15 protein-coding genes are annotated in these 17,175 nt (G+C 72.8%); 10 read left to right on the top strand and 5 right to left on the bottom strand.

What is annotated here, in order from left to right:
• Positions 1-56 precede the first annotated feature (56 nt).
• A complete protein-coding gene (gene aceE / locus ACFTZC_RS13455; protein WP_382889032.1) occupies positions 57-2,789 on the top strand; it encodes a pyruvate dehydrogenase (acetyl-transferring), homodimeric type in 2,733 nt (910 codons plus the stop codon).
• A 122-nt stretch (positions 2,790-2,911) separates the two neighbouring features.
• Here aceE and ACFTZC_RS13450 read toward each other — a convergent pair whose 3' ends face one another.
• Both ACFTZC_RS13450 and ACFTZC_RS13445 read right to left on the bottom strand, forming a co-directional pair.
• Positions 2,912-3,382: a peptidase inhibitor family I36 protein gene (locus tag ACFTZC_RS13450; protein ID WP_382889030.1), complete on the bottom strand. Its 471-nt coding sequence runs from the start codon at positions 3,380-3,382 to the stop codon at positions 2,912-2,914.
• Between the two features lie 206 nt (positions 3,383-3,588).
• Positions 3,589-5,196, bottom strand: a complete 1,608-nt coding sequence (locus tag ACFTZC_RS13445) for an MFS transporter (RefSeq protein ID WP_382889028.1) — start codon at positions 5,194-5,196, stop codon at positions 3,589-3,591.
• 121 nt (positions 5,197-5,317) lie between these two features.
• Here ACFTZC_RS13445 and ACFTZC_RS13440 point away from each other — a divergent pair, with 121 nt between their 5' ends.
• From ACFTZC_RS13440 to ACFTZC_RS13410, 7 genes are all read left to right on the top strand, one after another.
• On the top strand, positions 5,318-5,941 hold the full coding sequence (locus tag ACFTZC_RS13440; protein ID WP_382889026.1) for a TetR/AcrR family transcriptional regulator: 624 nt from the start codon (positions 5,318-5,320) through the stop codon (positions 5,939-5,941).
• A 354-nt stretch (positions 5,942-6,295) separates the two neighbouring features.
• Entirely contained in the window at positions 6,296-7,516 is a 1,221-nt protein-coding gene (locus ACFTZC_RS13435) for an alpha/beta hydrolase (protein WP_382889024.1), read from the top strand.
• Positions 7,517-7,634: 118 nt separating this feature from the next.
• Positions 7,635-8,546 carry a DUF4429 domain-containing protein gene (locus tag ACFTZC_RS13430; protein WP_382889022.1) on the top strand — a complete coding sequence of 304 codons (912 nt, stop codon included), beginning with the start codon at positions 7,635-7,637 and terminating at the stop codon, positions 8,544-8,546.
• 134 nt (positions 8,547-8,680) lie between these two features.
• On the top strand, positions 8,681-10,147 hold the full coding sequence (locus ACFTZC_RS13425) for a sensor histidine kinase (protein ID WP_382889019.1): 1,467 nt from the start codon (positions 8,681-8,683) through the stop codon (positions 10,145-10,147).
• Positions 10,144-10,827, top strand: a complete 684-nt coding sequence (locus tag ACFTZC_RS13420) for a response regulator (RefSeq protein WP_382889017.1) — start codon at positions 10,144-10,146, stop codon at positions 10,825-10,827. The genes ACFTZC_RS13425 and ACFTZC_RS13420 overlap by 4 nt, the downstream gene beginning before the upstream one ends.
• Before the next feature lie 215 nt (positions 10,828-11,042).
• Positions 11,043-12,113: an alpha/beta hydrolase gene (locus ACFTZC_RS13415; protein ID WP_382889015.1), complete on the top strand. Its 1,071-nt coding sequence runs from the start codon at positions 11,043-11,045 to the stop codon at positions 12,111-12,113.
• Complete coding sequence (locus ACFTZC_RS13410) at positions 12,110-13,315, top strand: acyltransferase (protein WP_382889013.1); 1,206 nt, start codon at positions 12,110-12,112, stop codon at positions 13,313-13,315. The genes ACFTZC_RS13415 and ACFTZC_RS13410 overlap by 4 nt, the downstream gene beginning before the upstream one ends.
• Positions 13,316-13,339: 24 nt before the next feature.
• On the opposite strand, the gene ACFTZC_RS13405 is transcribed toward ACFTZC_RS13410, so the two are convergent.
• Both ACFTZC_RS13405 and ACFTZC_RS13400 read right to left on the bottom strand, forming a co-directional pair.
• Positions 13,340-14,380, bottom strand: coding sequence for an aldo/keto reductase (locus tag ACFTZC_RS13405; RefSeq protein ID WP_382889011.1), 1,041 nt, complete (start codon positions 14,378-14,380; stop codon positions 13,340-13,342).
• Positions 14,377-14,850 carry a MerR family transcriptional regulator gene (locus ACFTZC_RS13400; RefSeq protein ID WP_365812770.1) on the bottom strand — a complete coding sequence of 158 codons (474 nt, stop codon included), beginning with the start codon at positions 14,848-14,850 and terminating at the stop codon, positions 14,377-14,379. Before ACFTZC_RS13400 ends, ACFTZC_RS13405 begins: the two co-directional genes overlap by 4 nt.
• 86 nt (positions 14,851-14,936) lie before the next feature.
• Here ACFTZC_RS13400 and ACFTZC_RS13395 point away from each other — a divergent pair, with 86 nt between their 5' ends.
• Both ACFTZC_RS13395 and ACFTZC_RS13390 read left to right on the top strand, forming a co-directional pair.
• Positions 14,937-15,533 (top strand): GNAT family N-acetyltransferase, encoded by a 597-nt coding sequence (locus ACFTZC_RS13395; RefSeq protein WP_382889009.1) that lies wholly within the window; start codon positions 14,937-14,939, stop codon positions 15,531-15,533.
• Between the two features lie 10 nt (positions 15,534-15,543).
• The gene (locus ACFTZC_RS13390) at positions 15,544-16,362 is read left to right on the top strand and encodes a serine hydrolase domain-containing protein (protein WP_382889007.1); all 819 of its coding nucleotides are present in this window, start codon (positions 15,544-15,546) and stop codon (positions 16,360-16,362) included.
• 69 nt (positions 16,363-16,431) lie between these two features.
• Here the strand turns inward: ACFTZC_RS13390 and ACFTZC_RS13385 are convergent, their stop codons facing one another.
• Entirely contained in the window at positions 16,432-17,139 is a 708-nt protein-coding gene (locus tag ACFTZC_RS13385; RefSeq protein WP_382889005.1) for a pirin family protein, read from the bottom strand.
• Positions 17,140-17,175 lie beyond the last annotated feature (36 nt).

Genomic DNA, 17,175 nt, shown 5'->3' with positions numbered 1-17,175 from the left:
TGCACCGCATCGTCCGTGTGCAGGGCACGACACGACCGACCAAGCGAAGGACAAGCGTGGCTTCCGGATCCGATCGCAATCCGATCATCATTGGCGGCCTTCCCAGCCAGGTCCCGGACTTCGATCCCGAAGAGACCCAGGAGTGGCTCGACTCACTCGACGCCGCCGTCGACGAGCGAGGCCGTGAGCGTGCCCGGTATCTGATGCTCCGGCTGATCGAGCGGGCGCGCGAGAAGCGCGTGGCCGTACCCGAGATGCGCAGTACGGACTACGTCAACACCATCGCCACCAAGGACGAGCCGTTCTTCCCGGGCAACGAGGAGATCGAGCGCAAGATCCTCAACGCGACCCGGTGGAACGCCGCGGTCATGGTCTCGCGCGCCCAGCGCCCGGGGATCGGGGTCGGCGGCCACATCGCCACCTTCGCCTCCTCCGCCTCCCTGTACGACGTGGGCTTCAACCACTTCTTCCGCGGCAAGGACGGCGGCGACGGCGGCGACCAGATCTTCTTCCAGGGCCACGCCTCCCCCGGCATCTACGCCCGCGCCTTCCTGCTGGACCGCCTCAGCGAGAGCCAGCTCGACGCGTTCCGCCAGGAGAAGTCGAAGGCGCCGTACGGGCTGTCCAGCTACCCGCACCCGCGTCTGATGCCGGACTTCTGGGAGTTCCCCACCGTCTCGATGGGGCTCGGCCCGCTCGGCGCGATCTACCAGGCTCGGATGAACCGCTATATGGCGGCGCGCGGGATCGCCGACACCTCCGCCTCCCATGTGTGGGCCTATCTCGGCGACGGCGAGATGGACGAGCCCGAATCGCTGGGGCAGCTCTCCATCGCCGCCCGTGAGGGCCTGGACAATCTGACCTTCGTCGTGAACTGCAACCTCCAGCGCCTGGACGGGCCGGTACGCGGCAACGGCAAGATCATCCAGGAGCTGGAGTCGCAGTTCCGCGGGGCCGGCTGGAACGTCATCAAGCTGGTCTGGGACCGCTCGTGGGACCCGCTGCTGGCGCAGGACCGCGACGGGGTGCTGGTCAACCGGCTGAACACCACGCCGGACGGGCAGTTCCAGACGTACGCCACGGAGACCGGCGCGTACATCCGCGACCACTTCTTCGGCGACGACCAGCGGCTGCGCGCCATGGTCGAGAACATGTCCGACGACCAGATCCTGCACCTCGGACGCGGCGGCCACGACCACCGGAAGGTGTACGCGGCGTACGCGGCGGCCAAGGCGCACCAGGGCCAGCCGACGGTGATCCTCGCGCAGACCGTGAAGGGCTGGACGCTCGGGCCGAACTTCGAGGGCCGCAACGCGACCCACCAGATGAAGAAGCTCACCGTCGCCGACCTCAAGGGCTTCCGGGACCGGCTGCACCTGCCGATCACGGACCGGCAGCTGGAGGACGGGCTGCCGCCCTACTACCACCCGGGCAGGGACTCGGAGGAGATCCAGTACATGCACGACCGGCGCAGGGCGCTGGGCGGGTACGTACCGACCCGGGTCGTCCGGGCGAAGCCGCTGACGCTCCCCGGCGACAAGACCTACGCGGCGGTGCGGAAGGGCTCCGGGCAGCAGTCGATCGCCACCACCATGGCGTTCGTCCGGCTGCTCAAGGACCTGATGCGGGACAAGGAGATCGGCAGGCGCTTCGTGCTGATCGCGCCCGACGAGTACCGCACGTTCGGGATGGACTCGTTCTTCCCGAGCGCCAAGATCTACAACCCGCTGGGCCAGCAGTACGAGTCCGTCGACCGTGAGCTGCTGCTCGCGTACAAGGAGTCGCCGACCGGGCAGCTGCTGCACGACGGCATCTCCGAGGCGGGATGCACGGCGTCGCTGATCGCGGCGGGCTCCGCCTACGCCACGCACGGCGAGCCGCTGATCCCGGTGTACGTCTTCTACTCGATGTTCGGTTTCCAGCGCACCGGCGACCAGTTCTGGCAGATGGCCGACCAGCTCGCACGCGGTTTCGTGCTGGGCGCGACCGCCGGCCGTACGACGCTGACCGGCGAGGGTCTCCAGCACGCCGACGGCCACTCGCATCTGCTGGCCTCGACCAACCCGGGCTGTGTCGCCTACGACCCGGCGTTCGGCTTCGAGATCGCGCACATCGTGCGGGACGGTCTGCGCAGGATGTACGGGCCCGAGAGCGAGGACATCTTCTACTACCTCACGGTCTACAACGAGCCGGTCCGGCACCCCGCCGAGCCCGCCGACGTGGATGTCGACGGCATCCTCAAGGGCATCCACCGCTACCGGCCGGCCGAGGCGGGCGAGATCCCGGCGCAGATCATGGCGTCCGGCGTGGCCGTGCCGTGGGCGGTCGAGGCGCAGCGGATCCTCGCCGAGGAGTGGAACGTCAGGGCCGACGTCTGGTCGGCGACGTCCTGGAACGAGCTGCGCCGTGAGGCCGTCGAGGTGGAGCGGCACAACCTGCTGCACCCGGAGGAGGAGCAGCGCGTCCCGTACGTGACGCGGAAGCTCTCCGGCGCGCAGGGCCCGTTCGTGGCGGTCTCGGACTGGATGCGCTCCGTGCCGGACCAGATCGCGCGCTGGGTGCCCGGTACGTACCAGTCGCTGGGCGCGGACGGTTTCGGCTTCGCGGACACGCGCGGCGCGGCCCGTCGTTTCTTCCACATCGACGCGGAGTCGATCGTGCTCGGGGTGCTGACCGAGCTGGCCAGGGAGGGCAAGGTCGACCGGTCCGCGCTGAAGCAGGCGGTGGACCGCTACCAGCTCCTGGACGCGTCGGCGGCGGACCCGGGAACGGCGGGCGGCGACGCCTGACCGCGGGGCGGGCCGCGGGCGCTGCCGCCTAAGATCAGCGGGCCGCGGAAGATCAGCAGTACGTCGTGAGGGCGGCGGGGCCGGAACGGTGCCGCCGCCCTCCGGCGTACGGTGCCGGCCGGTCATCGCTCCCAGATCTTGAAGGCCCTCACCCGGTACGGGGAGCTGGGCAGCCAGGTGCCGGTGCCGGGGTACGTCTCGAACTCGCCGGTCTCCCCGCAGGTGGCGGACTGGTACGTGGTCACGGGGCGGCCGGTGCGGTTGGCGAGGGAGTGGGCGGTGGTGCCGGCGGGGAGGGGCACACAGCTGTCGATGTCGGTCCCGGAGAGCTCGTAGGTCTGCCGGGCGCCCTTGAAGTCGTCCTTCTCCCAGAGGCACAGCTCGCCCGCCGCGCATGTCCCGAGGCGCGGCGGCACGGCCCGCGCCGCCGCCGGCGCGGCGGTGCCGGTCCCGGGGAGCAGGGCGGCGAGGGTGAGCGCCCCGACGGCGGCGCCGACGGTCCCGGCCGTACGGCGGAAGGCCGCCGTACGGGGAGCGGTCCTGCGGAAGGTGGTGGTGCGCTGCTCGGTCATCTCGTTCGGCCCCCGTGTCATGTGTCGTATGTCGTGCGGATGTCGTGTGTCGTGTGCTGCCGGGACCGCGTGCCGCGATCTCGACCGCCACCACTCTGACCTGCGACTGAGCCCCGCCGGAAGGGAGCGGGGCCACCCTCCACCCGGATAGGCGACAGCCCCGCCGGAACCTTCCGGCGGGGCTGTCATGGGCGTGATGTTGACGCCGGGTCACCCGGTGGCTGACGTCAGATATGAACTCCTCCGCCCGCGGCGTCCGCGTTGTCGCCACGCTTCGTCAGCAGCGCGACGAAGACCGCCACGACGGCGACAGCGGCCGCGACGAGGCAGGCCAGCCCCATGCCGGACATGAAGGTCTCGTGGGCGACGGCCGTGATCTGCTGGGCGACCGCGGGCGGCATGTCGGGGGTCACCGGCGCCATCCCGACCTGGACGGCCTCGGTCGCCTGGCCGGACTGGGCGGCGGTGAGCGGGGGCAGCCCGGCCTCCGTCCAGTTGCCCGGCAGGTCGTTGGAGACCTTCGAGGCCATCACGGCGCCGAGCACGGCCGTACCGAGGCTGCCACCGATCTGCATGGCGGACTGCTGGATGCCGCCGGCCACCCCGGAGAGCTCCAGCGGCGCGTTGCCGACGATGACCTCGGTCGCGCCGACCATCACGGGGGCGAGTCCGAAGCCGAGCATCGCGAACCAGACGGACATGGTGAGGCCGCTGGTCTCCGTGCCCAGGGTGGACATGCCGAACATGGCCGCGGCGGTGAACGCCATACCGCCGGCCAGCGGGATCCGCGGCCCCACCTTGGTGATGAGCACTCCGGCGAGCGGCGATCCCACGATCATCATCCCGGTGAGCGGCAGGAGATGGAGACCGGCGTCGACCGGGCTCATGCCGTGCACGTTCTGGAGGTAGAAGGTGACGAAGAAGAGCCCGCCCAGGAAGGCGACGGCCATCAGCACCATCAGCACCACACCGGCGGAGAGCGGCACGGAGCGGAAGAGCGCCAGCGGGACCAGCGGCTCCGCGACCCTCGTCTCCCAGTAGGCGAAGCCGCCGAAGCAGATCAGCGCCCCGGCGATGTACAGCCAGGTCGTCCCGGACCCCCAGCCCCACTCGGGGGCCTTGATGATCGCCCACACCAGGGCGAACATGGCGGCGGAGAGCAGCACGATGCCGAGGATGTCGAAGGACCTCGGGGCGTTCTGCGCGCGGTGGTCGAGCAGGATCAGCGTGCCGAGGACGAGGGCGGCCACGCCCACCGGGACGTTGATGAAGAAGACGGACTGCCAGTTCACATGCTCGACCAGCACGCCGCCGAGGATCGGCCCTCCGGCGGTCGAGGCACCGATGACCATGCCCCAGATGCCGATGGCCATGTTGAGCTTCTCGGCCGGGAAAGTGGCCCGCAGCAGACCGAGCGCGGCCGGCATCAGCAGCGCCCCGAAGAGCCCCTGGAGCACCCGGAAGGTGATCACGAGGGAGATGCTGTGGGAGAGCCCGATGGCCCCGGAGGCGGCGGCGAAACCGGTGACGCCGATGAGGAAGGTCTGCCGGTGACCGAAGCGGTCGCCCAGCTTGCCCGCGGTGATCAGCGCCACGGCGAGCGCCAGGAAGTAGCCGTTGGTGATCCACTGGACGTCGGCGAACGACGCGCCGAGGTCGGTTTTGATGGCCGGATTGGCGATGGCGACAATGGTGCCGTCGAGCGCCACCATCATGACGCCTATCGCCACGGAGAAGAGAGTCAGCCAAGGGTGGCCGCGCCGCCCCCTGGACGGCGTCTTTTCCGGGGGTTCCGGGGTCGGAGGCGCCTTGTCGACAGTGGTCTGACTAGTCATACCGGGAACGGTAGTGTCAGCCACTGACAGTTGACAAACCAATTCACACGCCAGTAACTGTCATTTTGCTACCCGGTAAGGAAAGCGGTGAGAGCGAGATTCCGAAGGTGAGGTTTCCGCGGTGACCGGACTGCGTGCCCGCAAGAAGCAGCGCACCCGGGAGTGCCTGCTCCGGGTGGCACTCGAACTGTTCACCACCCAGGGGTACGAGCGGACCACCGTCGACGAGATCGCGGACGCGGTGGAGGTCTCCCAGCGGACGTTCTTCCGCTACTTCGCCAGCAAGGAGGAGGCCGCCTTCGCCATGGTCGATCTGGTGGAGTCGAAGTTCGTCGAGGCGCTGCGCGCCCGGCCCGCCGCGGAGGGCCCGTTCGAGGCGATGCGCAACGCCGTGTCCTCCGTCTGGGACGGCGTGGGCGACACGATCGAGTCCGTCGTGACGGTGGAGCTGTACATGGACTCGTACCGGATGATCGAGTCGACCCCGGTCCTGCTCGCCGCCCATCTGCGCCGCTCCTCCGAACTGGAGGAAGGGGTCGCCCGGCTCATCGCGGACCGCGAGAGCCTCGACGTCGACACCGACCCGAGACCCCGGGTGGCGGTCGCCGCGTTCACGGGTGTGATGCGGGCGTCCGGGCGGATGTGGGGCCGCGGCGAGGATTCCGGCGTGGCGGGTCTCGGCCGGCTGACCGAGGCGTATCTCGACCAGCTCACCCCACGGCTCCTCGTGGACGACTGGGACTGACCGCCGACGCCTCGGACGACGCCCCCCGCCGTCCCGGACATGACGACCCGCCGCCCCGGCCGTCCCGCCGCGCACACATCACCGCGCGTCACGCAAGGGCCGTTCGGGCGAAAACGCGGAGGAACAGCGGAGAAACCGTGCAGGAAGGGTGGAGATCCCCCGCAGGAACGGCGCCCGCCGCTCACCGTCGTACGGAACTCACTCCCCGCGCACTCCCCTACGCGCTCCCACGCGCCGGAGCGTGCACTCCCGCTGCACGTTCGGTGAGGTTACCGTTGGTTCAATCCTCCGCCACCGGTGATGTCTCTCACGCTCGTCGCGAGGCCCCCCGCGCGCGCTCTAGGGTGAGAAGCAGTGACTTCCTTCGACTCCACCCCCACCCTGAGCGTGTGGCGCGCGCTGCTCGCCCTCGCCGTCGTCTTCATGATGCTGGCGACCACCGGATGGACCGCCGTGCAGCATCAGCGCGGCCCCGGCGAGCCTCTGACCGCCGCCTTCAACGCCTGGGAGCGGGGCCGGATCGGCGCCCGTCACCTGCCTGATCCGACCGGGCCCGCCAAGACCCTGTCCGCGTTCTTCGCGTCCCTCGACACCTCTGAGCAGTCCCGGCTCGCGGACAGATATCCGCTCGCCGTCGGCAATCTCAACGGTGCCCCGGCCGCCCTGCGCTACCGGGCCAACCGGATCGCGCTGGCGCAGGCGCGGACGGTCGAGGAACACCGGATGCACGACAGCAGGCTCTCCGGCGACGGCCGTCAACTCGCGGGCCGCCGCATGCACCGGTACGAGTCACTCCTCGGCGGCGACCGGCAGATCCTCGCGTTCGACCCGTCGGGCCCGGGCCGGGTGGCCGAGGTCCTGGGCGATCTCGACCAGGCCCAGCGCGTCTCGGTCGTGGTGCCCGGAGTCGACACCAACCTCCTGACCTTCGAGCGCGAGAACCGCAGGTACGCGGCGCCCGTGGGCATGGCCGAGTCCCTCTACTCCGCCGAACGCCGGGCCGCCCCCGGCACCCGTACCGCCGTCATCGCCTGGGCCGACTACACCTCCCCCGCCGGTCTCGGCGTGGACGCGGCCATCGGGAAGCTCGCGGAGGACGGCGCCGTACGGCTCAGCGCGCTCACCGCCGCGCTGCCCGGCCGGTCGAAGGTCTCGCTCTTCTGCCACAGCTACGGCTCCGTGGTGTGCGGGGTCGCCGCGCGCACCCTGCCCGACCGGGTCACGGACGTCGCCGTCGCGGGCAGCCCCGGCATGCGCGTGGAGAACGCGGCGCAGCTCAGCACCGGCGCGCGGGTGTGGGCCATGCGGGACCGCGACGACTGGATCCAGGACGTGCCGTACCTCGCCGTCGGCGGGCTCGGCCACGGCGCCGACCCGGTGACGCGGGCGTTCGGCGCCCGGGTGCTCTCGGCCGCCGGCGCGGTCGGGCACGCCGGTTACTTCGAGCCGGGCACGGAGAGCCTGCACAACTTCGCGGACATCGGAGTCGGCTCGTACCGCGCCGTGACGTGCGCGGACGGCGCCGGGTCGTGCCGGAGCGGCATCGTCTACGACGGCGAGACGATGGCCGGATAGGCAGCGGCCGTAGACCGCCCGCTCCCGGAGGCACGAGGGCCCGGCGCGGCCCGACGCGCGTAGAATTCCCCCTCTTCGGCAGGCGACGCCGGAGCGCGCGACGCCTACGATGAGGCACATGGGTGATGTGCTTGCGGGGATTCATGCCACCTGGGAGTTCGACAGCGACAGCGTGCTCATCCGCTTCGAACGGGGGATACGGACGCCGAAGCTCCTCTCGGCGCTGGCCGAACGCCGTATCCCTCACGAGGCGTTGTCATCGGTGACGCTCACTCCGGGCAAACGGGGGACGGTCGTCCTGCGTGCCGTGCCGAGACCGGGCGCCGACCCGCTCACGGAGGCCGCGGCCGGCCAGCTCAGGGAGAGCGGCGATCCGTACCGGCTGGTGCTGCCCGCCGAGTCCGAGACCCTCGCCGAGTACTACGCCGACGAGCTGCGCGCCGCGCTCACCGCCGCGCGGCGGCGGCGCGGGGACCGGGGAGAGGCGCCCGACGACCCCGCGGAACGCTATCTGGTGGCGCCGCCCGCGGCGCCGCTGCACTTCAAGGCGTACGACGGCAAGGCGTCCTTCGACGGTACGACGGTCTCGTTCCGGTGGTTCTGGACGGGCGCCTCCTCCACGAAGTGGAAGGCGGGTGACCAGCGTCTGGCCGTCACGGAGCTGGAGGGCGTCGAGTGGCGCTCCCCCGAACTCTTCGACGGATACCTGCGCCTGCTCCCGCGCGACGGACGCGGCACGGCGGGCTCCGGATCGGGCGAGGCCGACCACGACCCGGCCGCGGTCGTCTTCGGCCTCGGCTACGGCCCCGTCCACGAGTCGCTGCCGTTCGCGGCGGCCGTCCTCGCCGCGGTCCGCGGCGCGGCGGCGAAGCGGGTGCCGGCCCCGGCCCTCGCGATGGCCCCGGCGGGCCGGCGCGACCCGGCGGACGTCGCGGACCGGATCAGGCACCTCGGCGAGCTGCACCAGGCGGGCCTGGTGACGGACGAGGAGTTCACTGCGAAGAAGACGGAGCTGCTGGCGGAGCTGTGAGCGGACGGGGAGGGGCGGTGGCCTGCGTGTGCCGTGGGGTTTCTCCGCGCCCCGGGTCATACCTGGGTATGAGGCGCGGACCGGCTCTCCGGTATGACGCGGGCCGTCCGGCCGCTGCCTAGGCTGACCAGGTCATGAGCACCGTTCCCCCGCCGCCTCCGGGCGCGCCGCCGCCGTCCTCACCCCCGCCGCCTTCCTCGCCCCCGTCGTCCCCCGCGCGCCCCGCCGCGCCGCGCGGGAGCCTGCGGGCGACCGCGCGGTCGCTCGCCGACGCCCTGCGGACCCCCTCGGACTCCACCGAACCGCTCCTCTCCACCGCGCCCAGGCAGTGGCAGCGGCGCGCCCCGTACGTGCTCGTCCTCGGCTTCACCGTCACCCTGCTGCCCGTCACCACCACCGTCCTCAGCCAGGACTACCGGCTCGGCGGCGGCTGGTCGGGGGCGCTGGCCACCGCGCAGACCGCGCCGCTGCTGCTCGCCGTGACCCGGCCGCTCCAGGCGTGGTGGATCATCTTCGCCGCCGATGTCGTCGGCGGGATCCTGCTCCTGAGCGCCGACGGCGCCGGCGGGCGGCCATGGCCCTGGACGCCCATGGTGATCGTGGGCTACCTGGTGCTGATGATCTGTCTGGGGCTGCGCGAATCGCGCCGTACCCTGCTCGCCGTCTGGCTGGCCACCGGCCTCGCCGGGCTCTTCTTCGAGCTGATCTCGCAGAGCAGCAGCGACGGCACCCATCTGCTGCTGTTCGTCCTCAGCGGGCTCTTCCTGGTCCTCAGCGCCGCGCTGCGGGAACGCGGCGACGCGCAGCGCCGGCTGGTCGAGCAGGAGACGATCAGCGAGGCGGAACGGGCCCGCAGGACCCTGCTGGAGGAGCGCGCCCGGATCGCCCGTGAGCTGCACGACGTGGTGGCCCACCACATGTCGGTGATCACCGTGCAGGCGGACTCGGCGCCGTACCGGATCGAGGGGCTGCCGGACGCCGCGCGCGAGGAGTTCTCCACGATCGCCGCCGGGGCGCGGGAGTCCCTGGCGGAGATGCGGCGGCTGCTCTCGGTGCTCCGCAGCGACGGCACGGAGGGCGAGCGGACGCCGCAGCCGGGGCTCGACCGGGTACAGCAGCTGGTGGAGGCGACCGTACGGGCGGGGGTCCCCGCCGAGCTGTCGCTGCCCGCGGGGCTCGGGACCGTACCGCCCGCCGTGGACCTCTCCGCGTACCGCATCGTGCAGGAGGCGCTGGCCAACGTCGTGCGCCACGCGCCCGGCGCCCGGACGCAGGTGTCGGTGGTCGCCCACGGGGACCGGCTGACCGTCCTGGTGGTCAACGGCCCTGCGGCCGGGCGGACTTCGCCGCTGGAGACCACCGGTACGGGTCATGGGCTGGTCGGCATGCGCGAACGCGTACGGTTGACCGGCGGCACGCTGGACACCGGGCCGCTGCCGGACGGCGGCTTCCGGGTCGCGGCCCGTCTCCCGCTGGCCGCCGCCCCGAGCGGCGACCCGGCCGATGACGCGGGTGCCCGCCCGACCACCGCACCGACCGCCGAGCCGACCGACCGTCTGACGCACGTCCCCAAGAACCCGGCCCCCGAGGACACCCCTTGACCATCCGCGTGATCATCGTCGACGACCAGGCCATGGTGCGCGCGGGGTTCGCCGCCCTGCTCTCCGCGCAGTCCGACATCGACGTGGTCGGCGAGGCGCCGGACGGCCGCAAGGGCGTGGAGGTCAGCCGCACCGTCCACCCGGACGTGGTGCTGATGGACGTCCGGATGCCGGAGATGGACGGACTGGCCGCCGCCCGCGAGCTGTTGAACCCGCCGACGGGCGTGATCCACCTCCCGAAGGTGCTGATGCTGACCACCTTCGACGTGGACGACTACGTGTACGAGGCGCTGCGCGCCGGCGCCTCCGGCTTCCTCCTCAAGGACGCGCCCCCGGCCGATCTGATCGCGGCCGTACGGATCGTCGCGTCCGGCGAGGCGCTGCTCGCGCCCTCCGTGACCCGCCGGCTGATCGCGGACTTCGCCCAGCAGCGGCCCGCCCCGCGCCGGGACCGCGCCCAGCGGCTGCGGGGGCTGACGCCCCGGGAGACGGAGGTGCTCGAACTGATCGCGCGCGGGCTCTCCAACCTGGAGATCGCCGAACGGCTGGTGGTGGCCGAGCAGACGGTGAAGACCCATATCGGCCGGGTGCTCTCCAAGCTCGGGCTGCGGGACCGCGCGCAGGCCGTGATCTTCGCGTACGAGTCGGGCCTGGTCACCCCGGGCGACACCCCCGCCTGAGCCGGACGCCGCCGGGCGCGTCCCGTAAGCGCCGCGCCGCCGATCCGGTACACCGCGCCGCCGCGCCGGACCCTTACGGGGGCCGGCCCGCAGTACCCCCACTACCCGGGTATGACCCGGTAGTTGGCCCCCGGGTGTGACGTCCGCCCGTACACCTTCTTCCTACTTTCCTCCTCGCCACCTCGATGGACGAGAGCGGGAAGAGGGAGACGTACATGCGCCGCTACAAGAGGACTCTGGTCGCCGCCGCGCTGGCGACGACCGTGGTCGGGGGCACGGCGGGCTGGGCATCCGGCAGTGCGCAGCAGGCCGTGACCGGGCCGCCGCCCGGGAGCGCGGCCTGGCGGGCCGACGGTTCGCTGGGGCGGGCGCTGCCCGATCCGGGGTCGGCGAGCCCGTACGAAGTCGCCTCGTTCTTCCGGACGCTGACGCCCGGACAGCGCGCGGACCTCACCCGCCGCCACCCTTCGGTCGTCGGCAATCTCGACGGGGTGCCCGTGGCGCTGCGCTATGAGGCCAACGCGCTCACGATCCGGGCCGCGCACGACCCCCGCTTCGGGCGTCTCGCGGCGCCCGGCCGGCGGATCCTCGCCTTCGACCCGCGGGGCCGGGGCCAGGTGGCCGAGGTGTACGGGGATCTGACGGCGGCCCGCCATGTCGCCGTCGTGGTGCCGGGCTCGGACATCGACGCGGGGAGCTTCGACCGGGCGAAGGACCCGTACGGCACGCCCGCCGGGATGGCGGCGTCCCTGCGGAGGGCGACGGGGGACCGTACCGCCGTCGTCGCGTGGGCGGGCTACACCACCCCCATGGGGGTCGGGCTCGACGCGGCCACCGGCGACCTCGCCGAGGCGGGGGCCCGGCGGCTGGCGCGGTTCACCCAGGGGCTGGCGGCGGCCGGGGCGGCGAAGCCCGCGCTCTTCTGCCACAGCTACGGCTCGGTGGTGTGCGGGCTCGCCGCCCATGAGGTGAACGCCACCGACATCGTGGTGCTCGGCTCGCCGGGGATGCGCGCCGACGACGTCGCGGACCTCCGTACGGAGGCGCGGGTCTGGGCGGCGAAGGATCCGTCCGACTGGATCTCCAAGGTCCCGAACGTCGAGTTCGCCGGGCTCGGCCACGGCCCCGACCCGGCCGCCGCGGAGTTCGGCGCCCGCCGGGTGCCCGCCGCCACGGCCGAGGGCCACACCGGCTACTTCGTCCCCGGCACGGACTCGCTCCGCGCCTTCGCCGCCATCGCGCAGGGCGGCGCCGCGCAGGCTCGTACGACGGGAGAGGGCCGATGATCGCCGGGACCGTGGCGAAGATCGAGGCGCGCACCCCCGCCTCCCGCGACCGCGCGATCGACGGGCTCCGCGCTCTCGCGCTGCTCGCCGTGCCGACCGGGCACTGGCTGCTCGGCGGCTTCACGCTCGACTCCGGCGGCGCGCTGCACAACGCGAGCCCGCTCACCACCTTCGGCGGTTTCGCGCCGGTGAGCTGGGTGCTCCAGATGCTGGGCGTCTTCTTCCTGGTCGGCGGGTACGCGTCGGTCCTCTCGTACCGCAGGCGGCCCGGCACGACGGCCGCCTGGCTGCGCGGCCGGGTGGTGCGCCTGGGCCGGCCGGTCCTCGGGGTGACGGCCGTCTGGGCGGTGCTGCTGCCGGTGCTGTACGGGCTCGGCGTGCCCGGCACGACGCTGCGGACCGCGTCGACGCTGGTGATCCAGCCACTCTGGTTCGTGGGGATCTACGTGATCGTCACCGCGCTGACCCCGTACTGCGTCGCCGCCGCGCGCCGGCTCGGCGGCTGGGCCGCCGCCCCGCTGCTGGTCTCCGTCGCCGCCGTCGACCTGCTGCGGTACGGGCCGTACGCGGACGCCGTGCCGTCCTGGCTGAGCGTGCTCAACATCCTGCCCGGCTGGCTCTTCGCGTACCAGCTCGGGGTGGCGTGGGGCGAGGGACGGATCGGGCGGCGCGGGGCGCGGGTCCTGCTCGCCGGCGGTGTCCTGCTCTTCGCCGCGCTGCTGGTGGTCTTCGACTACCCGGCGTCGATGGTCGGGGTCCCCGGCGAGGTCCGCACCAACTCGCATCCGCCGTCGCTGCTGGTGCTCGCCCTCGCCGCCGCGCAGAGCGGCGCCGCGATCCTGGTCAGGGACCGGCTGGGGCGGCTGCTGGCGCGCCCCGCGCTGTGGGCCCCGGTGGTGGTCGTGAACCTCTCCGCGATGACGATCCTGTGCTGGCACCAGACGGCGATGCTCGCGGTCGCCGTACCCGGTTCCTTCGCCGGTCCGCTGACCGGTCTGACGACCTCGCCGGACACGCTCGGGTGGATCGTGGCCCGGCTGACCTGGCTGCCGCTCTTCGCGACGCTGCTGGTGGTCATCGGCCGGTACGCGCGCGGCTTCGACGCGCCGTGGGAGGCGGGGACGCGGGGCGCGAGGGCCCGCCGCGCGGCGGCGGGGCTGCTCGCGGCGGGCTTCGCGGTGTTCGCGCTGGGGCTGGCGTGAGCCACGGGGGCACGGGGGCGGGGGTCACTCCCGGGCGGCCGAGGTGAAGGTCATGTCGGCGTACCGGCCGCCCGCCACCCGCGCCGCGATCGGCTCCAGCAGGCTCAGCTCGCTCTCGGTGAGGATGAGATGGGTCGCGGCGGTGTTCTCCTCGACCCGGCCGCGCCTGCGGGTGCCGGGGATCGGCACGACGGCCAGGCCGTGCAGCGGCGCCCGCTGCTGCACCCAGGCGAGGGCGACCTGGCCCGGGGTGGCGCCCCGCCCCTCGGCGATCTTGCGGACCGGCTCCAGCAGCGCGGCGTTCGCGGCGGCGTTGTCCCCGGTGAAGCGCGGCTGCTGCCGGCGGAAGTCGTCGGCGCTCAGCTCGCGCTCGGCGTGGACGAACGAGCCGGTCAGGAAGCCGCGGCCGAGCGGGGAGTACGGCACGAGCCCGACCCCCAGTTCGGCGGCGGCCGGCACAGCGGTCTTCTCGATGTCGCGGCTGAAGAGCGACCACTCCGACTGGAGCGCGGTGATCGGATGCACGGCGTGGGCGGCACGCAGCTCCGCACCGGTGACCTCGCTCAGCCCGAGGTAGCTGACCTTGCCCTCGTCGATCAGCTCGGCCATGGCACCGACCGTCTCCTCGATGGGGACGTTCACATCGCGCCGGTGCATGTAGTAGAGGTCGATCCGCTCCACGCCGAGCCGCCGCAGGCTGCCCTCCACGCAGTGCCGCAGATAGGCCCGGTCGTTGCGGATGGTCCGCCTGCCCGGGTCGGCGGGGTCGATCCCGAGGGCGAACTTGGTGGCCAGGACGATCTCGTCGCGGTGCGCCCGGACGAACGGCGCGAGGAACTTCTCGTTCTCGCCGTCGCCGTACACGTCCGCCGTGTCGTACAGCGTCACCCCCAGCTCCAGGGCCCGCTCCAGCGTGGCGCGCGCCTCGTCGGCGTCCGTGGGGCCGTACGCGAAGCTCATGCCCATGCAGCCGAGCCCCTGGGAGCCCACCTCGGGGCCGCCGGTGCCCAGGCGTACCTTCTCGATTCTGCCGTCGTGCGCGCCGCGGCTCTTGCTGTCGCTCATCGGGGGTCGAACCTCTCCGACGCCGTGCGGGCGTCCGCGTAGAAGCTGATCTTGTGGTCGAGCACGGACACCGTGTCCTGCAGCTCCGTGATCCTGCGGAGCACGTCGCGGCGGGTCCGTTCCAGCAGCTCCTGCCGCTCCTCGAACGTCTCGTCTCCTACCCGGATCAGCTCGGCGTACCGGACCATGTCCGCGACGGGCATCCCGGTCAGCCGCAGCTTGGTGACGAAGACGAGCCAGTCCAGGTCCTTGTTGCGGAAGCGGCGCTGCCCGGTGTGCGACCGGTCGATGTGCGGCATGAGGCCGATCCGCTCGTACCAGCGCAGGGTGTGCGCGGTGAGCCCGGTGAAGGCGGCGACCTCGCTGATCGTGTAGCGGTCCTCGCCGTGGGGCCGTGGATGGGCCGACGGCGCGGTGGCGCAGATGTCGACGGGGGCCGTCCGTACGGGGCTGCTCTGGATCAGCGTCATACCTTCCACGCTAGAACCTTCGAGTGCACTCGAAGCAAGTGGAAAAGGAGATGACTCTGCCGAACGGAGTGGCAGAATCGCACTCCATGAGCCTCGCACGCCGCGCGACCCCGGCGGACGCCGGAGAGCTGGTCCGGCTCCGCACGATCATGCTCGACTCGGTGCACGGGCCGGACCAGGACACCGCCTGGCAGTCCCCCGCGGCCGAGAGGCTGCGCACCCGGCTCGCGGATCCGGGCGGCGGCCTCGCCGCCTTCGTCGTGGACCGGCCGGGTGACGGACCGGGGCGCGCGGTCGAAGGGGACGGGGCCGGGCACCTCGGCGGTACGGGCCTGGCGGCCTGCGCGGTCGGTGTCATCGAGCAGCGGCTCGGCAGTCCCGGCAACCCGCTGGGCCTCGTCGGCCAGGTCTTCAGCGTCGCCACCGATCCGGACCTGCGGCGGCGCGGCTACTCCCGGGCCTGCCTGGAAGCGCTGCTCGACTGGTACCGGAGCCGCGGCGTCCGGAAGATCGACCTGCACGCGTCGGGGGAGGGCGAACCGCTCTACGCCTCGCTGGGTTTCGTCCGCAACCCGTGCCCCTCCATGCGGCTGCGGGCCCCGGGCGGCGGTCCCGACGGCTCGCAGGGCGGCGGTCCCGACGGCGCCCAGGGCGGCGGCCGGGCCGTCGCGCCTGCCCAGTAGGCTCGGGCGCATGCAGAGCCTGGCGATGATCGAGAACTGGCCCGTGCCGCACGCCGCGGCTGTCGTCGTGCGCGCCGACGGGAGTGTCGCCGGGTCGTACGGACCCACCGGGCGGCGGTTCCCGCTCGCCTCCGTGACCAAGCCGCTCACCGCGTACGCGGTGCTCGTGGCGTACGAGGAGGGCGCCGTCGAGCTGGACGAGCCGGCCGGGCCCGACGGGTCCACCGTGCGCCATCTGCTCGCTCACACCAGCGGGCTCGCCTTCGACGAGCACCGGACGGCCGCCGCGCCCGGCACCCGCCGGCTCTACTCCAACGCGGGCTTCGAGGTGCTGGGCGACCATGTCGCCAAGGCCACCGACATCCCCTTCGCCGACTACCTCCGCGAGGCCGTGCTCGAACCGCTCGGCATGGCCGACACCTCCCTGCCGGCCGGCGGCTCACCGGCGCGGGACGGTGTGTCGACCGCCGACGACCTGGCGCGCTTCGCCGCCGAGGTGCAGGCGCCCCGGCTGCTCGACCCGCGTACGGTGCTGGAGGCGACGGGCGTCGTCCACCCGGGGCTCTCCGGGGTGCTGCCCGGCTACGGCAACCAGAAGAACAACGACTGGGGGCTCGGCTTCGAGATCCGCGACGGCAAGTCCCCGCACTGGACGGGGAGTTCGTCGTCGCCGCGCACCTTCGGCCACTTCGGGCAGTCCGGTACGTTCCTGTGGGTCGACCCGGACGCGGGGGCGGCCTGTGCGGCCCTGGCGGACCGGGACTTCGGGCCGTGGGCGATATCGGCGTGGCCGCCGTTCACGGACGCGGTGCTGGCGGAGCTGAGGTAGGGCCCTTCGCCCGGCCAGGGCCCTTCGCGCGGCCAGGGCCCTTCGCCCGGCTCAGGCCTCTCGGCCGAATCAGCCCTGCATCTCCCAGAGGAGCACTTCCGCCGCCGCTCCCCCGCCCGCGGTCCCGGGCCCGGCGACCAGTTCCAGCCCCCGCGCGTCGGTGATCCGCGCCGAGTCGCCGGGGGCGAGTTCCCCCGTACCGCCGGCGCCCGCGGTGCGTTCGGGCCCCTCCAGCCGTACCGCGCCCCGCACCACGTGCGCGTAGACCGCGGGCGCGTCCGGCACGGCGGAACGCTCGCCGGCCCGCAGGCGGCGTACGTGCAGCAGCGCGCCCGCCCGGGGCAGGGCGTACGGAGTGGCGTCGGCGATGCCCCGTACGACCTCGTACGCGGGCTCGCCGCCCGGCTCCAGCGGGGTCAGCCACATCTGGACGAAGACCAGCGGGTCCGGTCCGTCGTTGCGCTCCACATGGCGCACCCCGCCCGCGGAGCTGAGCCGCTGGAGGTCGCCGGGGCGGACGACCGTGGCGTGCCCGGCCGAGTCGCGGTGGGTCAGCTCGCCCTCGACGACCCAGGTGACGATCTCCGTGTGCCGGTGGGGGTGTTCGTCGAAGCCCGCGCCGGGCGCCAGCCGCTCCTCGTTGCAGGCGAGGAGCGCGCCGAAGCGGAGGTTGTCCGGGTCGTAGAAGGGGCCGAAGGAGAAGGCGTGCAGCGACTCGATGCCCGCCGTGGCGTCGCCGCCCGCGTAACGCTCCGCTGCGTACCGTACGAGAATCACGTCACCACCGTAGCCCCGGCCCCACGAGCACCCCAG

The organism is Streptomyces sp. NPDC056987 (genome assembly GCF_042673865.1).
In the GTDB taxonomy this organism is placed as follows: domain Bacteria; phylum Actinomycetota; class Actinomycetes; order Streptomycetales; family Streptomycetaceae; genus Streptomyces.
This window is presented reverse-complemented; position numbering and strand designations above follow the sequence as displayed.

Bases quoted from the DNA above. Each gene is read 5' to 3' on its own strand.
- ACFTZC_RS13450 (WP_382889030.1), bottom strand. From the start codon at position 3,382: ATGACACGGGGGCCGAACGAGATGACCGAGCAGCGCACCACCACCTTC.
- ACFTZC_RS13445 (WP_382889028.1), bottom strand. From the start codon at position 5,196: ATGACTAGTCAGACCACTGTCGACAAGGCGCCTCCGACCCCGGAACCC.
- ACFTZC_RS13430 (WP_382889022.1), top strand. From the start codon at position 7,635: ATGGGTGATGTGCTTGCGGGGATTCATGCCACCTGGGAGTTCGACAGC.
- ACFTZC_RS13425 (WP_382889019.1), top strand. From the start codon at position 8,681: ATGAGCACCGTTCCCCCGCCGCCTCCGGGCGCGCCGCCGCCGTCCTCA.
- ACFTZC_RS13415 (WP_382889015.1), top strand. From the start codon at position 11,043: ATGCGCCGCTACAAGAGGACTCTGGTCGCCGCCGCGCTGGCGACGACC.
- ACFTZC_RS13410 (WP_382889013.1), top strand. From the start codon at position 12,110: ATGATCGCCGGGACCGTGGCGAAGATCGAGGCGCGCACCCCCGCCTCC.
- ACFTZC_RS13405 (WP_382889011.1), bottom strand. From the start codon at position 14,380: ATGAGCGACAGCAAGAGCCGCGGCGCGCACGACGGCAGAATCGAGAAG.
- ACFTZC_RS13400 (WP_365812770.1), bottom strand. From the start codon at position 14,850: ATGACGCTGATCCAGAGCAGCCCCGTACGGACGGCCCCCGTCGACATC.
- ACFTZC_RS13395 (WP_382889009.1), top strand. From the start codon at position 14,937: ATGAGCCTCGCACGCCGCGCGACCCCGGCGGACGCCGGAGAGCTGGTC.
- ACFTZC_RS13390 (WP_382889007.1), top strand. From the start codon at position 15,544: ATGCAGAGCCTGGCGATGATCGAGAACTGGCCCGTGCCGCACGCCGCG.